The organism is Streptomyces longwoodensis (assembly GCF_001514125.1).
Taxonomy (GTDB): domain Bacteria; phylum Actinomycetota; class Actinomycetes; order Streptomycetales; family Streptomycetaceae; genus Streptomyces; species Streptomyces longwoodensis.
Window position 1 is genome coordinate 845348 of the sequence record NZ_KQ948549.1, and the last position, 16019, is coordinate 861366.

Sequence of the window (16019 nt, forward strand, 5' to 3'; positions counted from 1 at the left end):
ACGGACGTCCCCCACCCCGGCACGGAGCGCGCACGCGCCGCGGCGCCGGTCCGGGGGTCCGGAACCGGCGCCGCGTGCGGCTCGGGCTGCCTCAGCCCGTCTGCTCAGCCCTTGGCGGCCTCGGCGGCGCCCTCTTCCGTGGTGGCGCTGGCCGTCGCCAGGTTGCCGCCCGCGTTCTCCAGGTGGGCGCGGACGAACCACTGGAACTGCTCCAGGTCCCGCAGCTGCTCGATGAGGAGGTCCTCCGTCGCCGGGTCGATCTCGCCCACGGTCTTCACCGCGGCCCGCAGGTCCTCGAGCAGGCCCGTGTACACCACGTCCAGCGCGCCGAGGTGCGCGATCGCGTCCTCACGGCCGATCGAGTAGTCGTCCCAGGTGCGCTCCTTGACCAGCGAACCCGGCGTGCCCTGGGCGACCCCGCCGAGGGCGGCGATGCGCTCGGCCACGTCGTCCGCCATGTCCCGCACCCGGTCGACCTGCGGGTCGATCATCTGGTGCACGGCGATGAAGTGCGGTCCGACGACGTTCCAGTGGATGTGCTTCAGCGTCAGGTGCAGGTCGTTGAGGGCGTGCAGCCGCAGGCGCAGGACGTCGATGAGCGTCCCCGCCGCCTCGCGCTCGATGCCCGGGACGGTGTACTTGGGGGTGAAGTCCTTCGCCATGTCAGCAACTCCTTGGTCTGGGGGGTTGATAGCTCTACGTGTGACCTGCCCGCGCGATCACATGCCTGTGACCTCAGGCTCAGTCGTTTCCGGTACCGGCGCGAGCGGGCTCGGGCGCACGGTGGGCCGATGTCCTCCGAACGGCCCACCCACACGTCGCATCCGCGCGGGGACGCCGCAGGGTAGAGACCTAGACGGAGCCCGGCGAAGAGCGCGGGACGCAAGCGGCCGACGACGCGACGGAACAGGTGACGGCAGACCCATGAACGACGAACCGACGCACACGACCGGCCGGCCGGGCGGCACCGACCGCCCGCGCTCCCTCACCTGCCTGGTCACCGGCGCCACCGGCTACATCGGCGGCCGGCTGGTCCCGGAACTGCTGGACGCCGGCCACCGGGTGCGCTGCCTCGCGCGCACCCCGGACAAGCTGCGCGACCAGCCCTGGGCGGACCGGGTGGAGATCGTCAAGGGCGACGTCACCGACGCGGAGTCGGTCGGCCGGGCGATGGCCGGGGTGGACGTGGCGTACTACCTGGTGCACGCGCTGGGCACCGGCCGCGACTTCGAGGAGACCGACCGCACCGCGGCCCGGATCTTCGGCGACCGGGCCCGGGCGGCCGACGTGGGCCGGATCGTCTACCTCGGCGGACTGACCCCCGAGGGCGTGCCGGAGGACGAGCTGTCGCCGCACCTGCGCTCGCGCGCCGAGGTCGGCCGGGTCCTGCTCGCCTCGGGCGTGCCCACCGCCGTCCTGCGGGCCGCCGTCATCATCGGCTCCGGCTCCGCCAGCTTCGAGATGCTGCGCTACCTCACCGAACGCCTGCCGGTGATGGTCACCCCCCGGTGGGTGCACACCCTCATCCAGCCGATCGCCGTGCGTGACGTGCTGCGCATCCTCGTCGGCTGCGCCACCCTGCCGCCGGACGTGAACCGCACCTTCGACATCGGCGGGCCCGAGGTGCTGACGTACCTGGAGATGATGCAGCGCCACGCCGCCGTCGCCGGACTCCCGCGCCGGATCATCGTGCCGGTACCGGTGCTGACGCCGGGCCTGTCGAGCCACTGGGTCGGCATCGTCACCCCGGTCCCCGCCTCGATCGCCCGCCCGCTGACGGAGTCGCTGCGCCACGAGGTGGTCTGCCGGGAACGGGACATCGAGCAGTACGTGCCCAGTCCGCACGGCCACCCGCTGCCCTTCGACCGCGCCGTCGCGCTGGCGCTGCAACGGGTGCGCGACGCCCAGGTCACCACCCGCTGGTCCTCCGCCTCCGTGCCCGGCGCGCCCAGCGACCCCCTGCCCACCGACCCGGACTGGGCCGGCGGCAGCCTGTACACCGATGTGCGCGAGCGGGAGACGGACGCGCAGCCGGACGCGCTGTGGCAGGTCATCGAGGGCATCGGCGGCGAGAACGGCTGGTACTCCTTCCCGCTGGCCTGGGCCGTGCGCGGCTGGCTGGACCGCCTGGTCGGCGGTGTGGGCCTGCGCCGCGGGCGCCGCGACGCACGGCGGCTGCGCGTCGGCGACTCGCTGGACTTCTGGCGGGTGGAGGAGATCGACCGCGGACGCCTGCTGCGCCTGCGCGCCGAGATGCGCCTGCCCGGGCTCGCCTGGCTGGAGATGGGGGTGGAGACGCCAGGGGAGCAGGAACGGCCGGCGGGGGAGGGCACGGCGCGCACGACGCCGGTGGTCTACCGGCAGCGGGCGGTGTTCCACCCGCGCGGCCTGCTGGGCCACCTGTACTGGTGGAGCGTCTCGCCCTTCCACGCCGTCGTCTTCGGCGGCATGGCCCGCAACATCGTCCGCGCCGCGGACCGGGCGCCCGACAACTCCCCGCCCCGCCCGGTGCCGGGCGACCCGGCCGGCCGGCCGGTGCCCGCGTTCGGCGGGGCGCCGGAGCAGCGCCCCTCCGGCGCCGGTCGCCGCCAGGAGGACGGCTGACCTCCACTGCGTCCGGCCGTACGACCCGTGCGGGGTCCCCGGCTCAGTCCTGCGCGACCCGGATGATCGTCCGGCCGGGGACGCGCCGGTCCGGGGTGAACGCGGCGGCGGCCTCGGCCAGCGGCCGCACCGCGCCCACCCGCACCTCCAGGCGCCCCTCGCGGACCAGTTGCACGAGGTCCGCGAGGCGGGCGCGGTCGGGCTCCACGACGAAGAACACCGCCCGCCCGTCGCTGGGCCGTACGGTCGGCGGCTCGGCGATCGTGACCAGCGTGCCGCCGGGACGGACCAGCGCCGCCGACCGCTCCAGCACCTCACCGCCGATCACGTCGAACACCACGTCGGCGAGGCCCGCGGCGTCCAGCGGGTCGGCCTGGAGGTCGACGAACGCGTGCGCGCCGAGGGCCAGGACGGTGTCCCGGTCGGCGGCCCGGCCGGTGCCGATCACCCGGGCCCCCGCCGTACGGGCCAGCTGCACCGCGATCGAGCCGACCGCCCCGGCGGCGCCGTGGACCAGCACCGTCCGGCCGACGGTGAGACCGCCGTGGTCGAACAGGCCCTGCCAGGCGGTGAGCCCGGAGACCGGCAGCGCCGCCGCGACCGTGTGGTCGACGTCCACGGGCAGCGGCGCCAGGTTGCGGGCCTCGACGGCGATGTACTCGGCGAGCGTGCCGTCGCGGGCCCAGTCGGTCAGCCCGAACACCCGCTGGCCGACGGTCAGGCCGGTGGTGCCGTAGCCGAGGTCCGTCACGACGCCCGAGACCTCGTGCCCGGGCACGCTCGGGGTGCGGTCGCGGCCGGCGCGGTCCGTCCACGTGGCCGGCCAGGCCAGCTCGCCCCGGGTGAACCCGGCGGCATGGACCCGTACGACGACGTCGTTCTCGGCGGCATGGGGGTGTGGCAGGTCCGTCAGGGCCAGCCCGTCGGTGCCCGCGTCGCGGTCCGAGACGGTGAGGGCTCGCATGGTGGTGTCCTTCCTTGCCTGGTGATGTCCAGTGGCGTCCGCTCAGCTCGGCCAGGGCGCGCCCGTGACGCGCTCGACCATGCTGGTGCGGCGGAACCCCGGGACGAAGTGCTCCAGCACGTCCGCGTTCACGGTGCCGTAGGTGGTGTCCGGGCGGTCCTTGAGCCCCTCCACGAAGACCTGGAGGAAGTCCTTCTTGAACTCCCCGCGCGGATGGGCGGCGACGATCTCCTCCACCTGGCCGCCGTCCAGTCGGTCGAGGCTCCAGCCGATGGCGTCGGTGAGGACGCCGTAGGTGGTGGCGGCGATCTCCGGGCCCATCCGGCCGGGCAGCCCCGGAGTGGTGTGCACGGCGATCGCGGTCCAGACGACGTCGGCGGCGGCCGCTGGGAAGCCCCGCTCGAGGAGGAACGCCCGGGCGTGGTCGGCGCCGTCCAGCTCGAAGCGCTGCTCCGTCGCCGAGAACGGCGTCAGCAGCCCCACGTCGTGGAACATCGCGGCGAGGTAGAGCAGCTCCGGGTCGGGCGTCAGGCCCAGGGCGCGTGCGTGCAGCGAGCCGAAGAGGAAGACGCGCCGGGAGTGGTGGAACAGCAGGGGAGGAACCCCCTGTTCGAGGAACGAGGTGGCCTCCGCCACGGCTGCGGTCCCGGGGATCTCCACCCCCGCGATGAGGTCGGTCATGGTGCCCGCGCTTTCCGGTGTGGTGTGCGGAGGGGCGGGACGGCCCGCGCTCCGCACCGTGGTGACGATCGTGTCCTTCCGCCTTCCACGGTGCCGACTCCCGCCCGGCGGCGCCGCTCCGGTCCGGCCACGACCCCCTCGCATGCGGACACGCCCGGGCCCGGCCAAGTGGACGGCTTCCCTCCGGTGCACCCCCCGGGGTCGCGGGGTAACCGGTAGCGACAGCGAACGACCGTCAAGGGAAGGGGATACGTGCCGTGGACGTGTTGAAGCGCCGGCTCGAACGCAGCCTGGCCGCGCAGTCGCTCCTGGCGTTCGTGCTGGCGATGGGCATCACCGCGCTGTTCCGCCGGGACCAGCACCCGGTCGTGTGGGTGGTCCAGGCGGCCTTCTACACCGCCCTCTCGGTCGGGGTCCTGTCCTGGCAGCGCCGGCGCGTCGCCCGGTCCGTGGGCACCGACCCCGCCGGCGTCACCGACCTCGGCATCAGGATCCGGCGCCGCGACGTGCCCCGGGATCCGGAGGAGCGGGCGGCCATGCGCCGGCTGGTCGCCGAGTCCCTGGGGAGGATGGAGCGGGGGCGCCGCTGGCTGCCGTACTACCTGGGTCTGCTCGGCCTGATCGCGGCCGGGCTGCTCGTCCTGGGGGCCGTCCGCGGTTCCTGGGTGTTCCCGGCGGTCTTCGCGGCCGGGGTCGCCTCGTTCGGCTGCTGGATCCTGTGGATGCGCCGGCGCTCCCTGGAGCGGCTGCGGTTCATGCGGGACGCGCTGGGGCGGGAGGACGAACGGGTGTCCTGACGCTCCTGGGTCCGCACGTCGTGCCGGTACGGCCGGCACGGCGGCGGGCCCGCTGCCCGGCCCTGGTCGCCAGCCGCCGGTCCTGATCGTCGAGCGCCGGTCTGGTCGCCTGGTCGCCGGGTCTCAGACCTCGGAAGCGCCCTCGAGGCCCTGGGTGTCCCCGGTGTCCTCGGCCGCCGGCCGCTGCGACAGGCCGCGGCCCACGCGGGCCTGGGCCTCCAGGACCGTGGCGTAGGCGGGGAGGATCTCCTCCAGGCCGAGGATCCACATCATCCGGCGCAGGTGCTCGTTCGGCCCGGCCAGGACCAGCGCGCCCTGCCGTTCCTCCAGGCGGCGCCGCCAGGACAGCATCAGCGAGACGCCGGTGGAGTCGAGGTAGGCGGTGCGCGAGGCGTCCAGCACCAGCCGGCGGCAGCCCTGTCCGAGGAGCCGTTCGATCTCCGCGCGCAGGGACTCGGCGGCGAAGAGGTCCACGTCCTCGGGGAGGGCCGCCACCACCAGGTCATCATCACGGTGCACGACTTCCAGCACTGTTCCCCCCTCCTCGAGGTCGCCCGGGCCTTGTCACGAGTGTCCTGCCTGCAGGACCCGTACCCCGTCATCGGCTCGGCACGGGCGGCGTACCACAGGTGTGCCCACGACCACCCTAACGGGGGGCCGGTCGAGGGCGGGCGGAGTGCGGGTCCAGCTCACCCGGTCCGGTGGTTCTCTGCCCCCCGCCCGGTCACAGTTGGCCGGACCGTACCCCCATGACAGGACGTGCGCCGTACCGTCGACGACTACACGAGTGTCACCGAGCTGACCGGGTACGAGCCGGACGACGAGGATCCGCTCGACCCGGAGTTCCGGGCCCCGACGGACGACGGAGCGTGACCCGTACGCTGGAGGACCGTACGGCCGGCCGCGTCCCCGGCCCCGGCGACCCCGCGGCCGTGGCCGACGACGGAGGGGAGACTGGCTGCATGTGCGGCCGTTACGCATCCACCCGCAGCCCGCAGGACCTGGTGCGGCTCTTCGGGGTCACCGACTGGCGCCCCGACGAGACGCTGGAGCCCAGCTGGAACGTCGCGCCCACGGACGACGTGTGGGCGGTCCTCGAACGCGCCCCGCGCGGCGCGCAGGAGGACACCGCGCCGGTGGAGCGGCAGCTGCGCCCGCTGCGCTGGGGGCTGGTGCCGTCGTGGGCCAAGGACGTCAAGGTCGGCGCACGGATGATCAACGCGCGCGTCGAGACCGTGCACGAGAAGCCGGCGTTCCGCCGCGCCTTCGCCAAGCGCCGCTGCCTGCTGCCCGCCGACGGCTTCTACGAGTGGGAGCAGGCGACGGACCCGGCCACCGGTAAGGCCCGCAAGCAGCCGTACTTCATCCATCCCGAGGACGACCAGGTCATGGCCCTCGCCGGGCTGTACGAGTACTGGCGCGACCACGAGGTGCAGCGGGACGACGACCCCGCCGCCTGGCTGCTCACCTGCACCGTCATCACCACCGAGGCCACCGACGCCGCCGGGCGGGTGCACCCCCGGATGCCGCTGGCCCTCACCCCGGACCACTACGACGCCTGGCTCGACCCCCGCCACCAGGACCCCGGCCGGCTGCGCGCGCTCCTCGGCCGGCCCGCGGACGGCCACCTCGACGCCCGGCCCGTCTCCACGGCCGTGAACAGCGTCCGCAACAACGGCCCCCGGCTCCTCGACCCGGTCACCCCCTGAAAGCGCTCACACCCCCTTCCGCGAAGGCGGCCCACCGCCCTGCCCGGACGGGGGAGTCGACGAGTGGCCCATGCGGGACGGGTATGCTCGCAACCGTTGTCCAGCGACAACAGTAGGGTGCCGAAACGGCCGGTGAGGAGGGCGGGAGCATGGTGATGCCACAGACGCGTACCGACGGCCTGCCCAGGAACGACGACGGCATCGGACAGCGGAACGACGACGGGATCGGACAGCCGTCGTGGGTGTCCGGCGAACCGGCGGTCCTGCTGGTCGAGGACGACGCCGGGGACGCTCTGCTGGTCGAGGAACTGGTCGCCGACAGCGCGCTCAAGGTGCGCCTGACGTGGGTCCGCTCGATGGCCGAGGCCGTCGAGGCGCTGGCCACCGAGGTGCCCGACTGCATCCTGCTCGACCTGCACCTGGCCGACGCCCAGGGCCTCGAGGCGGTCTCCCGGGTCCGGGCGAGCGCCGACCAGGCCGCCGTCGTCGTCCTGACCGGCCTCGCCGAGGAGGAGACCGGACTGGCCGCGGTGGCCGCCGGGGCCCAGGACTACCTGGTCAAGGGCCGCGTCGAGCCCGAGCTGTTCGTGCGGGCGGTGCGCTACGCGATCCAGCGCAAGCAGTCCGAGCGGGCGGCCGTGGCCCTCCAGGCCAGCCGGCTCCAGGCCCAGGAGAACGCCCGCCTGGAGCGGGGCCTGCTGCCCCGCCCGCTGCTGCGCGGCGAGGGCGTCGAGGTGGTCACCCGCTACCGTCCGGGCCGGGCCCACGCCCTGCTCGGCGGTGACTTCTACGACATCGTGCAGGGCGCCGACGGCACGGTCCACGCGCTGATCGGCGACGTCTCCGGGCACGGCCCCGACGAGGCCGCCCTCGGCGTGGCCCTGCGCATCGCCTGGCGCACCCTGGTCCTCACCGGCGTCACGGGACCCGACCAGGTGGCGCGCCTGGAGGAGATCCTGGTGGCCGAGCGCACCCGCAGCGAGGTCTTCGCCACGCTCGTCACGCTCAGTGCCGTGCCCGGGCAGCGCTCGGTGCGCCTGGTGCGGGCCGGCCACCACGGGCTGCTGCGCCGGACCGGCGGCGGCGTGGAGTGGCTGGAACCGCCGGGCGGTCCCGCGCTGGGCGTGGTCCCGGGCCTCGCGCGCTGGCCGGTGGCCGAGATGACCGTGGCGGAGGGCGCCTCGGTCGTGCTGTTCACCGACGGCCTGTTCGAAGGGCACGTCGGGCGCGGACAGGAACGCCTGGGCGAGGACGGTCTGCTCGCCCTGGCCCGCGAGTGCACCGACCTGCCGGCGGAGGAGTTCGTCGACGCGCTGATCGTGCGCGCCGAGGGCCTCGCCGAGCAGCAGGGCGGCCTGGCGGACGACGTGGCCGTGATGCATCTGAGTTGGGACTGACGGAAGTTGACAGGCTTGTGTCGAGGCGAACGGTGAGGGACGTGACGGGCGGAGCGGGCGGCTGGCGACGGCTGACGGTGCAGGGCTGGTTCTTCCTGGCGCTGTCGCTGATGGTGCTGCTCGTGGTCGTCGGCTCGGTCGTCGGCGGCACCCTGCTCGCGCAGACCGCTCGGGTGACCGACGAACTGACCCTGGACATCCAGCCGGCCCGGACCGAGGCGTACCGGCTCCAGGCCGCCCAGGTCAACCAGGAGACCGGCATCCGGGGCTACGCCATCGCCGCCGACCAGCAGTTCCTCGCGCCCTACACCCAGGGCAAGCAGGACGAGGCCCGCTCCGTACGACGGCTGCGCGAGCTGCTCGACGGGCGGCCCGAGCTGCTCGCGGACCTCGACGCGGTGGAGCGCGAGGCGGACCAGTGGCGCAAGCAGTTCGCCGAGCCCCTGGCCGCGTCCGTCACCCCGGGCCGGCCGCGCACCCTCGACCGGCAGTCCGCCGAGCGCGGCAAGGCGGAGTTCGACCAGGTCCGCGCCCTGTGGACGAAGCAGAACGCCGACCTGACGCGCGCTGTCCAGGACGGACGCGAGCGCATCAGCCACGAGCGTCTGGTGCGCAACACCGTCCTGGCCGCCATGGTGGCCGTCTTCCTGCTGACCGGCGTCGCCCTGTCGGTCCTCGTGCGCATGCTGGTGGCCCGCCCCCTGGAAGGCCTGCGCACGGCGTCGCGCCGCGTCGCGGGCGGTGACTTCTCGTACGAGATCCACGGCGACGGCCCCGCCGACCTGACCGCGGTGGCCGGCGACGTCGAGGACATGCGCAGGCGGATCGTCGCCGAGCTCCACGCCTCCCGCGACATCCAGGAGGAGCTGACCCGGCAGGCCGCCGAACTGGACGCGCAGGCGGTGGAGCTGCGCCGCTCCAACGCGGAGCTGGAGCAGTTCGCCTACGTCGCCTCGCACGACCTCCAGGAGCCGCTGCGCAAGGTCGCCTCGTTCTGCCAGCTGCTGGAGAAGCGCTACGGCGACCAGCTCGACGAGCGCGGCCGGCAGTACATCGACTTCGCCGTGGACGGCGCCAAGCGCATGCAGGTCCTCATCAACGACCTGCTGACCTTCTCCCGGGTGGGCCGCCTCAACGACGCCCGTGAGCCCGTCGACCTCGACCAGGCGCTCGACAAGGCACTGCGCAACCTCACCGCGGCCGTCGAGGAGTCCGGGGCGGCCGTCGACCGGCCGGAGGACCTGCCCGAGATCACCGGCGACCCGACCCTGCTGACCATGCTCTGGCAGAACCTCGTGGGCAACGCGCTGAAGTTCCGCCACCCCGACCGCACCCCGCACGTGTCCGTCACCTGCGCCGCCGACCCCGACGCCCCCGGGATGTGGCTCCTGAGCGTCACGGACAACGGCATCGGCATCCCCGAGCAGTTCGCGGAGAAGGTCTTCGTCATCTTCCAGCGGCTGCACGGCCGCGACGCCTACGGGGGCACCGGCATCGGCCTGGCCCTCTGCAAGAAGATCGTGGAGCACCACGGCGGCCGCATCTGGATCGACACCGACCACACGGACGGCACCCGCTTCTGCTTCACTCTTCCCACGACCGCTGCTGATGCCACCGACCCCGTCGACGCCGCCGGCCCCTCGACCGACGCCACCGAAGAGAAGGCCCTGACATGACCACCCCTGACGCCACCCCCGTCGACGTGCTCCTCGTCGAGGACGACCCGGGCGACGAACTGATGACGCGCGAGGCGTTCGAGGACAACAAGATCGGCAACACGCTGCACGTCGTCCGGGACGGCGAGGAGGCCCTCGACTTCCTCTACCGGCGCGGCCGGCACACCGGCGCGCCGCGGCCCGACCTGATCCTGCTGGACCTGAACCTGCCGAAGTACGACGGGCGCCAGGTGCTGGAGAAGATCAAGTCCGACCCGGACCTGTCGCACATCCCGGTCGTCGTGCTGACCACCTCGGCGGCCGAGGAGGACATCCTGCGCAGCTACAAGCTGCACGCCAACGCCTACGTCACCAAGCCGGTCGACCTGGACCAGTTCATCGCCGCGGTCCGCCAGATCGACGACTTCTTCGTCCAGGTGGTCCGCCTCCCCAAGACCCGCTGAACCGCGCCGCGGGCCCGTCCTGCGGCCGCCCGACGGGGTCCGCGGAGGGGCCGGCGGGGCGAATGACCGGCGGCCGCCGGGGTAGGGGCCTGCTTGGCCTTCGCATTCGCGGGTACAGCGACCACATGACCGGAGGACCACCACACTGCCGGCTCCCCTGAGAGCCTCGGTCCATGGCGGAATACGGGGACGCTGATCGAGAACCGGCGCGGGCCGACGGGCCGGACGTCGTCGCTGGGCGGATCGCCGACGCGGTGGACAGCCTGACCGGGCTGTGGGCCGCGGCGGCGAGCCGCGCCTCGGTGCGCCTGTCGCCGCACCAGCTGCGGGCCATGCGGGCCCTGGAGGACCTGCCGGGCACCAATCTGACGGCCCTGGCGGAGCGCCTCGACGCCGGCCTGCCGTCGGTCAGCAGACTCTGCGACCGCCTGGAGGCGGCCGGACTGGTGGTCCGGGACGCGGCGCCGCACAACCGCCGCGAGGTGGAGCTGCGCCTGACGACCCACGGGCGGCACGTCCTGGCCGAGGTGGCACGGCTGAGGAACCGTGCCCTGGCCGAGGTACTGCGCGCCATGGACCCGGACGCGCTGGACGCCCTGGACCGGAGCCTGCGGGCGTTCGCCGAGGTGCAGAAGAACCTGCCGCCGACGAAGTGACGCCGTGGGGACGCGTGGGCCCGGGGTCCGGGTCATGCGCCCCGTGGCCGTCGCCGTACGGCTCAGTCCTGGGCCGGGGGCCGGCCGTGCCAGTCCAGGCAGATCACCGCGGCGTCCGCCGTGAGGTCGGAGCTGCCGAAGTGCTCGACCAGGCCCGCCACCACGGCCCGCGCCGCCTCGTTCGGGTCCTGCGACCGTGCCGTGCCGAGGGTCTGGCGCAGGGCCTGCTCACCGAACACGCCGCCCTCCGGCGAGCGCGCCTCGTGCACACCGGTGCTCACCACCACGAGCCGGTCCCCGGGCCGCACGGTGAAGATCTGCTCCTCGTACGCGGTCTCCTCGAACATGCCGAGGGGCAGCTGGGCGTCCAGCGCGATGCGCTCGACGGTCTCGCCGCGCAGGCGGTACAGGTGGGGCGAGCCCGCGTCCACCGCCTGCACGCTGCCGTTCGCCAGGTGGAAGCGGAGCAGCAGGGTCGAGGCGTACACCTTGCCGCCGTACTGGGCGTACACCGCCTGGTCGGCCAGTCGGGCCTGGTCGGCGAGGGCGAGGCCGGCCCGGCGCGCGTTGCGCAGGGCGCTCACCGCCAGGTTGGTCAGCAGGGAGGCGTCGATGCCCCGGCCCATGCCGTCGGTCACGGTCAGGGTCAGGTGGTCGCCGTCGGTGGACCAGTCGAAGTTGTCGCCGCCGACGGCGTACGCGGGCTCCAGGTGGGCGCCGATGACGAACTCCTGGCGGGCGCAGCCGCGGCCCGGCAGCAACTGCCACTGCATCTCGGCGGCCAGGGTCAGCCGGCGGCTGCGACGGGCCAGCAGGTACAGGTCGGTGTCGCGTTCCGCGGTGACGACCTCGTGCCCGAGCGCGGTCGCGAAGTCGGCGAGCCGCAGCACCCCGGACGGGACCGTCTCGTCGGCCGACACGCGCACCGAGAGGACCCCGAGCCGGTCGCCGCGCACGGTGACGGGCAGGTGCACGGTGGCCGTGCCGTCCTCGCCGGGCTGCACGACCGGCGTCTGACCGGAGAAGGCCTGCCCGGCGGGCCCGTCGTGCGCCGACAGCGGCTCCCCGGTGTACGGCAGCCGCGTGACCGGTTGCAGCACGCGCAGCGCGTAGTCGGCGAGCCACAGGGTGACCTCCCGGGCTCCGGCGCGCTCGGCGAGCAGGTTCCGGGCCGTCTCCACCACGGCGTGCGGCGGGGCCGCGCGCAGCGCGCTCTCCGCGCTCCGGGCCGGTTCAGACGCGCTCACGACATCCACCCTTTCGGCATATGACCTTCACACTAGCGTGCCCCGTCCGAGCCCCCGAGCCGGCGGGTGCGGCGGGGCAGGGGTGCCGACGGGGCCGCGGACCTACCGGCCCCGCCAGTCCAGGCACACCACCAGTGCGTCGTCGTCCGCGGTGTGGTGACCCCGGTGTCCGGTCAGCTCCCGCAGCACCGCTGCGGGGACCTCCGCCGCGGGCAGCAGCCGGGTGGCCTGGATCGCCCGGGCCAGCGCGGTGTCGCCGTACGCCTCGCCCCGGGGCGAGGCCACGGCGTACACCCCGTCGCTGACGAACACCAGCCGGTCGCCGGGCTCGACGCGGAACTCCTGTGCGACGTAGTCGGTCTCCTCGAACATGCCGAGCGGCAACTGCGGTTCGAAGGCGACCCGCTCGACCGCGCCGTGGCGCAGCCGCATCATCCGGGGCGAGCCGGCGTCCACCACCCGGCCCCGTCCCGTGCCGAGCTCGAAGTCGAACATCAGCACCGACAGGTAGCGGTCGCCGCCGTAGTGGCCGAAGACCGCCTGGTCGGCGAGGGCGGCCTGGTCGGCCAGGGGGAGCCCGGCCCGGCGGGCGTTGCGCAGGGCGTTGACGGCGAGGTTCGTCAGCAGGGCCGCCTCGGTTCCCTCACCCATGCCGTTGGAGACGTACAGCACGAGGCCCTCGGCGGTGGCGGACCAGTCGTAGTTGTCGCCGTGGATCGCGTAGGCGGGCTCCAGCTGGGCGCCCAGGTCGAACTCGGGGCGGGAGCAGGAGGTCCCGGGCAGCAGCTGCCACTGCATCTCCGCGGCCAGGGTGAGGCGGTCCTGCCGCCGGGCCCGCAGGAACAGATCGGTGTCCCGCTCGGCGAGCAGCACCTCGTGGCCCAGCACCTCGGCCAGCTCCGCGAGCTCGGCCAGGCAGGAGCGGCCCTCCTCCGTGTCGGCGAGGGTCACCGTGAGGACGCCCAGCCGGTCGCCGCGCACGCTCACCGGCAGGTGCGCGCGGAGCCGGCCGTCCCCGAGCGCCTCCACGAAGGGCTCCTGGGAGGCGAACGCGCGTCCGGCCGGGCTGTTGTGGACGGACACCGGGGGCCGCGTGTGCGGCGGGTCGGTCACGGGCTGCAGCACGGTGAGGCCGTAGTCGACGATGAGCAGGTCCACCAAGGACGCACCGTACTGCCGGCCCAGCTCCCCGCTCACGGCGCGGGCCAGGTCCTGGGGGGCCGCCGTGCGCAGCGCCCGCTCGACAGCCATGAATCTGTTCACGATCGTAGATATGCCAATCTCGTACCCGAAGTGACGTGACGTCCGGTCCCGTGGCGGGCCGTCCGGTGCGCCAGGCGGCCGCGGACGTCCGTCCGTCGTTCCGTCCGGCCCTGTACGGCGCCCCTGCCTAGTACGCTGAGGGGCGTCCCCGTGCCTGCGAGAGTGTGACCGTGACGTCCATCCACCCCCGCCCCGAACCCGACGAGGTCGCGCGCGTCACCTCCACGGCCGCGGAGCTGCTGGAGGTGCTGTGGGGGCGCGCCTCCACGGCGCCCGCCTCCGCCTCCCAGTTGCGCGTGCTGCTCATCCTCGAACACAACGAGGGCATCAACCTGCGCACGCTGGCCGACCTCCTCGCCTCCACGCCGCCGTCCACCAGCCGGCTCTGCGACCGGCTCCAGGCGGCCGGGTTCGTCGAGCGGGAGGTGAGCCGGGAGGACCGGCGCGAGGTACGGCTGTACCTCAGCTCCCGGGGCCGGGCGTTCCTCGCCGATCTGCGCGACCGGCGCGAGGCCACCCTGCGCGGGGTGCTGGAGAAGATGCCGGCCGGCGCGCGCAACGCGCTGCTCACCGGCCTGGAGGCGTTCTGCGCCGTTGCGGCGGAACAGCTCAACGGGCACGAGGACGAGCCCGGCAGCCGGACGGCCTGACCGGGCGGACCGGGGACCGCCGAGGCGGCCGTCGGCCGCGCCTCGCGGCCGACGAGCGGCATGACCTCCGCCGACCGGAACATGCTGATCCTCTCCCTGGCGCGACGACACCGCTACTTTCTTGTCTCGCGGCTATAGTTGTCAAACGGCAAGTGTTGCTTCGAAAGTGCGGAGTACGCGCTCGACGTTCACTCGGCAGGGGGAAAGCCGCACGGATCGCCGTCGGAACGACCCCTCTTTTGCCATACTTTGCGGCTCTTTTGGCAAAGACGTGGGACTTGGAAGCCGGGGCGCGGCAATGCGGCTGGGGTGAAACGTACGGGAAGCGTCGTCCTGATCCTGGTCGCCGGGCTGGCGGCGGCCGCCGCCGCGGTGGTCGTGTCGCCCTGGTGGTGCCTGGCCGCCGTGCCGCTTTGCCTGCTGGGTCTGCTGGGAGCGGCCGACCTCGTCCAGCCCCGGCACTCGGTGCTGCGCAACTACCCCGTCCTGGGGCACGCCCGCTTCCTGCTGGAGCGCATCCGCCCGGAGCTCCAGCAGTACTTCATCGAGCGGAACTTCGACGGCCGCCCCTTCGACCGGGACGTGCGCAACATCGTCTACGAGCGGGCCAAGGGCACCGACGCCGAGCAGCCGTACGGCACCGAACGGGACGTCTACCAGCCCGGCTACGAGTACCTGGTGCCGTCGATGGCCCCCCGCCCGGTGCCCGACACCCCGCCGCGGGTCCGGATCGGCGGCCCCGACTGCCGTCGCCCGTACGACATGGCCCTGCTCAACGTGTCCGCGATGAGCTTCGGCTCGCTGTCGGCCAACGCCATCCTCGCCCTCAACGGCGGTGCGGCGGCCGGGGGCTTCGCCCACGACACCGGCGAGGGCGGGCTGTCCGAGTACCACCTGCGGCCCGGCGGCGACCTGGTCTGGGAGATCGGCACCGGGTACTTCGGCTGCCGCACCCGCGACGGCGACTTCGACCCCGGCGAGTTCGCCGAGAAGGCGGCTCACGAGCACGTCAAGTGCGTGTCCCTGAAGCTCTCCCAGGGCGCCAAACCGGGCATCGGCGGGGTGCTGCCGGGCGCCAAGGTCAACGCCGAGATCGCGAAGGTGCGGGACGTGCCCGAGGGGCGAACCGTGATCTCGCCGCCGTACCACCGCGTGTTCTCCACGCCCCGCGAACTCGTCCGGTTCATCGCGCACATGCGTGAACTGGCCGACGGCAAGCCGACCGGGTTCAAGCTGTGCGTGGGCTCGCGCCGGCAGTTCCTCGCCGTGTGCAAGGCGATGCTGGAGGAGGGCACGACCCCGGACTTCATCATCGTCGACGGTGGGGAGGGCGGCACGGGGGCCGCGCCGCTGGAGTTCGCCGACCACGTCGGCGCCCCGCTGACCGAGGGCCTGCACGCCGTGCACAACGCCCTCGTCGGCACGGGGTTGCGCGACCGGATCAGGATCGGCGCCAGCGGCAAGATCGCCACCGGCACCGACCTGGTCAAGCGACTGGTCCAGGGCGCCGACTACGGCAACGCGGCCCGCGCCATGATGTTCGCCGTCGGCTGCATCCAGGCCCAGCGCTGCCACACCAACACCTGCCCCACCGGGGTCACGACCCAGGACCCCCGGCGCGCCCGGGCCCTCGACGTCCGCGACAAGACCCCCCGCGTGCGGCGCTTCCAGGAGTCGACCGTGGCCAGCGCCCTGCAGATCATGGCCGCCATGGGTGTGTCCCACCCGGCCGAGCTGCGCCCGCACATGCTGCGCCGGCGCATCGACCCGTACACGGAGCGTTCCTACGCCGAGCTGTACGACTGGCTGGAGCCGGGCCAGCTGCTGGCGGAGCCGCCCGCCGCGTGGGAGGCCGACTGGAAGGCCGCGGATCCGGACACGTTCACCGTGTGACGCGGACGGTGCCGCGGGGCCCGTGTCGCAGGGCTGGTG

Annotated in this window: 15 protein-coding genes; 9 read left to right on the forward strand and 6 right to left on the reverse strand. The window is 73.7% G+C overall.

The window, feature by feature from the left end:
• Window positions 1-104: 104 nt before the first annotated feature.
• Window positions 105-662 carry a Dps family protein gene (locus AQJ30_RS03855; protein ID WP_067228474.1) on the reverse strand — a complete coding sequence of 186 codons (558 nt, stop codon included), beginning with the start codon at window positions 660-662 and terminating at the stop codon, window positions 105-107.
• A gap of 262 nt (window positions 663-924) precedes the next feature.
• On the opposite strand from AQJ30_RS03855, the gene AQJ30_RS03860 reads away from it, so the two are divergent.
• Window positions 925-2604 carry an SDR family oxidoreductase gene (locus AQJ30_RS03860; RefSeq protein WP_067228476.1) on the forward strand — a complete coding sequence of 560 codons (1680 nt, stop codon included), beginning with the start codon at window positions 925-927 and terminating at the stop codon, window positions 2602-2604.
• Between the two features lie 43 nt (window positions 2605-2647).
• Here AQJ30_RS03860 and AQJ30_RS03865 read toward each other — a convergent pair whose 3' ends face one another.
• Together AQJ30_RS03865 and AQJ30_RS03870 are read right to left on the reverse strand one after the other, a co-directional pair.
• A complete protein-coding gene (locus AQJ30_RS03865) occupies window positions 2648-3568 on the reverse strand; it encodes an NADP-dependent oxidoreductase (protein WP_067228478.1) in 921 nt (306 codons plus the stop codon).
• Window positions 3569-3610: 42 nt separating this feature from the next.
• Entirely contained in the window at window positions 3611-4249 is a 639-nt protein-coding gene (locus AQJ30_RS03870) for an HD domain-containing protein (RefSeq protein WP_169808453.1), read from the reverse strand.
• A 257-nt stretch (window positions 4250-4506) separates the two neighbouring features.
• Here AQJ30_RS03870 and AQJ30_RS03875 point away from each other — a divergent pair, with 257 nt between their 5' ends.
• The gene (locus tag AQJ30_RS03875) at window positions 4507-5046 is read left to right on the forward strand and encodes a hypothetical protein (protein ID WP_067228480.1); all 540 of its coding nucleotides are present in this window, start codon (window positions 4507-4509) and stop codon (window positions 5044-5046) included.
• 123 nt (window positions 5047-5169) lie between these two features.
• Here the strand turns inward: AQJ30_RS03875 and AQJ30_RS03880 are convergent, their stop codons facing one another.
• Entirely contained in the window at window positions 5170-5577 is a 408-nt protein-coding gene (locus AQJ30_RS03880) for an STAS domain-containing protein (protein ID WP_067228481.1), read from the reverse strand.
• 431 nt (window positions 5578-6008) lie between these two features.
• Here AQJ30_RS03880 and AQJ30_RS03885 point away from each other — a divergent pair, with 431 nt between their 5' ends.
• The 5 genes from AQJ30_RS03885 (at window position 6009) to AQJ30_RS03905 (ending at window position 10927) form a co-directional block, all read left to right on the forward strand.
• On the forward strand, window positions 6009-6755 hold the full coding sequence (locus tag AQJ30_RS03885) for an SOS response-associated peptidase (RefSeq protein ID WP_067229014.1): 747 nt from the start codon (window positions 6009-6011) through the stop codon (window positions 6753-6755).
• Window positions 6756-6904: 149 nt separating this feature from the next.
• Window positions 6905-8152 (forward strand): PP2C family protein-serine/threonine phosphatase, encoded by a 1248-nt coding sequence (locus tag AQJ30_RS03890; RefSeq protein WP_067228483.1) that lies wholly within the window; start codon window positions 6905-6907, stop codon window positions 8150-8152.
• A gap of 41 nt (window positions 8153-8193) precedes the next feature.
• Complete coding sequence (locus AQJ30_RS03895) at window positions 8194-9828, forward strand: sensor histidine kinase (protein ID WP_425424122.1); 1635 nt, start codon at window positions 8194-8196, stop codon at window positions 9826-9828.
• Window positions 9825-10271 (forward strand): response regulator, encoded by a 447-nt coding sequence (locus AQJ30_RS03900; protein ID WP_067228484.1) that lies wholly within the window; start codon window positions 9825-9827, stop codon window positions 10269-10271. The genes AQJ30_RS03895 and AQJ30_RS03900 overlap by 4 nt, the downstream gene beginning before the upstream one ends.
• A gap of 173 nt (window positions 10272-10444) precedes the next feature.
• A complete protein-coding gene (locus AQJ30_RS03905) occupies window positions 10445-10927 on the forward strand; it encodes a MarR family winged helix-turn-helix transcriptional regulator (protein WP_067228486.1) in 483 nt (160 codons plus the stop codon).
• A gap of 62 nt (window positions 10928-10989) precedes the next feature.
• On the opposite strand, the gene AQJ30_RS03910 is transcribed toward AQJ30_RS03905, so the two are convergent.
• A complete protein-coding gene (locus AQJ30_RS03910; protein WP_067228487.1) occupies window positions 10990-12183 on the reverse strand; it encodes a PP2C family protein-serine/threonine phosphatase in 1194 nt (397 codons plus the stop codon).
• Window positions 12184-12276: 93 nt separating this feature from the next.
• Window positions 12277-13425, reverse strand: a complete 1149-nt coding sequence (locus AQJ30_RS03915; RefSeq protein WP_067228489.1) for a PP2C family protein-serine/threonine phosphatase — start codon at window positions 13423-13425, stop codon at window positions 12277-12279.
• Between the two features lie 176 nt (window positions 13426-13601).
• Between AQJ30_RS03915 and AQJ30_RS03920 the strand changes: the two genes are divergently transcribed.
• Together AQJ30_RS03920 and AQJ30_RS03925 are read left to right on the forward strand one after the other, a co-directional pair.
• A complete protein-coding gene (locus tag AQJ30_RS03920; RefSeq protein ID WP_067228491.1) occupies window positions 13602-14087 on the forward strand; it encodes a MarR family transcriptional regulator in 486 nt (161 codons plus the stop codon).
• Window positions 14088-14396: 309 nt separating this feature from the next.
• Window positions 14397-15980, forward strand: a complete 1584-nt coding sequence (locus AQJ30_RS03925; RefSeq protein WP_067228492.1) for an FMN-binding glutamate synthase family protein — start codon at window positions 14397-14399, stop codon at window positions 15978-15980.
• The last annotated feature ends 39 nt before the right edge of the window (window positions 15981-16019 follow it).

Excerpts from the sequence above, each read along its gene's own strand:
- AQJ30_RS03855 (WP_067228474.1), bottom strand. The coding sequence starts at position 662 with ATGGCGAAGGACTTCACCCCCAAGTACACCGTCCCGGGCATCGAGCGC.
- AQJ30_RS03860 (WP_067228476.1), top strand. The coding sequence starts at position 925 with ATGAACGACGAACCGACGCACACGACCGGCCGGCCGGGCGGCACCGAC.
- AQJ30_RS03865 (WP_067228478.1), bottom strand. The coding sequence starts at position 3,568 with ATGCGAGCCCTCACCGTCTCGGACCGCGACGCGGGCACCGACGGGCTG.
- AQJ30_RS03870 (WP_169808453.1), bottom strand. The coding sequence starts at position 4,249 with ATGACCGACCTCATCGCGGGGGTGGAGATCCCCGGGACCGCAGCCGTG.
- AQJ30_RS03885 (WP_067229014.1), top strand. The coding sequence starts at position 6,009 with ATGTGCGGCCGTTACGCATCCACCCGCAGCCCGCAGGACCTGGTGCGG.
- AQJ30_RS03890 (WP_067228483.1), top strand. The coding sequence starts at position 6,905 with ATGGTGATGCCACAGACGCGTACCGACGGCCTGCCCAGGAACGACGAC.
- AQJ30_RS03900 (WP_067228484.1), top strand. The coding sequence starts at position 9,825 with ATGACCACCCCTGACGCCACCCCCGTCGACGTGCTCCTCGTCGAGGAC.
- AQJ30_RS03905 (WP_067228486.1), top strand. The coding sequence starts at position 10,445 with ATGGCGGAATACGGGGACGCTGATCGAGAACCGGCGCGGGCCGACGGG.
- AQJ30_RS03915 (WP_067228489.1), bottom strand. The coding sequence starts at position 13,425 with ATGGCTGTCGAGCGGGCGCTGCGCACGGCGGCCCCCCAGGACCTGGCC.